This is a genomic window from Mesorhizobium sp. M4B.F.Ca.ET.089.01.1.1 (assembly GCF_004022605.1).
Lineage (GTDB): Bacteria > Pseudomonadota > Alphaproteobacteria > Rhizobiales > Rhizobiaceae > Mesorhizobium > Mesorhizobium abyssinicae.
The window spans coordinates 1-2258 of record NZ_RZOS01000670.1; the positions used below are offsets into that span (position 1 = coordinate 1).

Genomic DNA, 2258 nt, shown 5'->3' on the forward strand with positions numbered 1-2258 from the left:
TCTCCCCCCTCGTGGGGGAGATGTCCGGCAGGACAGAGGGGGGCGCTGTCCCGCCGACCTCTCCAAATCCTTGCCCTACCTTACCGGTTGCGCACCACCAGGCAGGCGCCGCCGACGCCGTGCAGTTTCTGGCAGATGCCATTCGCCTCGCCCCGGCTGTCGGCGCCGATCCGGACCGCATAGATGCCGCGCCGGCCGATCGGCGTACGCACCCGGCTGACCACCGGATCGTGGTTGGAAAGCAGCGCCGGGAAACGGCTCCTGACCCTCAGCCATTGGCCGACCGCGGCGCTGCGGCGGAAATTGCCGGCCACCTGCACGCCCCAGGGCTTCACGTTGATCGAGGCCATGGCAACGGTCTGCGACATGATAACCGGCAGCTTGCGGCAGGCGGCGGCAAAGCTTGCCTTGGCATCGAGCGGCTCGATCTTGCCGGCATAGGAACTATCCGAGAATTTGTCGACCGGCTCGCCCATGACATCGAAGACATAGCTCTCGGTCTCCATCGGCAGGAAGCCGCCGGAGCCGAGCCAGCGCGACACGCGGTTCTCGCCGGCATTGTAGGCGGCGGCGGCAAGGCCAAGATTGCCGTAGCTGACCTTCATCTCGGCAAGGTATTTCGCCGAGGCGGGGATCGCCTGCTCGATGTCGAAGGGGTTGGCCAGTCCCCGCATCTTGGCCGTGCCCGGCATGAACTGGGCAATGCCCTCGGCGCCGACCGGGCTCACCGCATTGGGATCGAAGCGGCTTTCCTTCCAGATCAGCCGGGCGAAGAAGTCCTTGGGCAGGCCGTTGCCAACGGCATGCGCCTCGATCAGGTTGCAGACCTTGCCGATGAGCCGCTGCTTGGCGGACGGCGGCGGATCGGCTTGAGCGATCGTCACCCAGCCTGCCCCACACAACAGGATCAGCGTCGCCCTGAGGAAACGCCGCATCAGATCTACTCCGCGGCGGCTTTGCCGCGCCCGTACCGCTGCTCGATATAGTCGGCGACCATCTTCTCGAAATCCTGGGCGATCGATGGGCCGCGCAAGGTTGCGGCCTTCTTGCCGTCGACGAACACCGGAGCCGTCGGCGTTTCGCCGGTTCCGGGCAGCGAAATGCCGATATCGGCATGCTTGGATTCGCCCGGACCGTTGACGATGCAGCCCATCACCGCGACCTTGAGGTTTTCCACGCCGGGATACTTTTCGCGCCACACCGGCATGTTCTTGCGCAGGTCGGCCTGGATGTTCTGGGCCAGTTCCTGGAATACGGTGGACGTCGTGCGGCCGCAGCCGGGGCAGGCCGCGACGATCGGCACGAACTGGCGAAAGCCCATCGTCTGCAGCAGTTCCTGCGACACCTGCACCTCGCGGGTGCGGTCGCCGTTCGGCTCCGGCGTCAGCGAGATGCGGATGGTGTCGCCGATGCCTTGCTGCAGAAGGATGCCCATGGCGGCGGACGAGGCAACGATGCCCTTGGTGCCCATGCCGGCCTCGGTCAGGCCGAGATGCAGCGCATGGTTGGAGCGGGTGGCAAGCTCGGCGTAGACGGCGATCAGGTCCTGCACGCCGCTGACCTTGGCCGACAGGATGATCTTGTCGCGGCCAAGGCCGATCTCCTCGGCCATTTCGGCCGACAGGATCGCCGACTGCACGATCGCCTCGCGCGTCACCTCCTGCGCGGTCAGCGGAAAGCCCTGGGCCTGGTTCTCGTCCATCAGTCGCGTCAGCAGCTCCTGGTCGAGCGAGCCCCAGTTGACGCCGATGCGCACCGGTTTGTCGTATTTGATCGCCATCTCGACGATCGCCGCGAACTGGCGGTCCTTCTTGTCCTTGAAGCCGACATTACCGGGATTGATGCGGTATTTGGCCAGCGCCTCGGCGCAGGCGGGATGATCGGCGAGCAGCTTGTGGCCGATATAGTGGAAATCGCCGACCAGCGGCACATTGATGCCGAGCCGCGCCAGCCGGTCGCGGATGGCCGGCACGGCGGCGGCACTTTCGTCGCGATCGACGGTGATGCGCACGATCTCCGAGCCGGCGCGGTGCAGCGCCGCGACCTGCGCGACGGTCTGGTCGATGTCGGCGGTGTCGGTGTTGGTCATCGACTGCACGACGACCGGCGCGCCGCCACCGACGACCACGCCGCCGACGGAAACGCCGACCGATGTCCGGCGCGGGAAGGGAGAGGAAAAATATCCGGTCATGCCGGCTGCCTTTTGTTCAGAGCAAAGCGTGCTCAAGGATCCGGGCATGAGGTGGAGGAGCAAAGAT

The 2258-nt window shown here is 65.9% G+C and carries 2 protein-coding genes; both read right to left on the minus strand.

Features of this window, described 5'->3' with window-relative positions; translation table 11 throughout:
- Nucleotides 1–80: 80 nt before the first annotated feature.
- Nucleotides 81–935 (minus strand): lytic transglycosylase domain-containing protein, encoded by an 855-nt coding sequence (locus EN780_RS32460; protein WP_128276312.1) that lies wholly within the window; start codon nt 933–935, stop codon nt 81–83.
- 5 nt (nt 936–940) lie between these two features.
- Nucleotides 941–2191, minus strand: coding sequence for a flavodoxin-dependent (E)-4-hydroxy-3-methylbut-2-enyl-diphosphate synthase (ispG, locus tag EN780_RS32465; RefSeq protein WP_128276313.1), 1251 nt, complete (start codon nt 2189–2191; stop codon nt 941–943).
- Between the last annotated feature and the right edge of the window lie 67 nt (nt 2192–2258).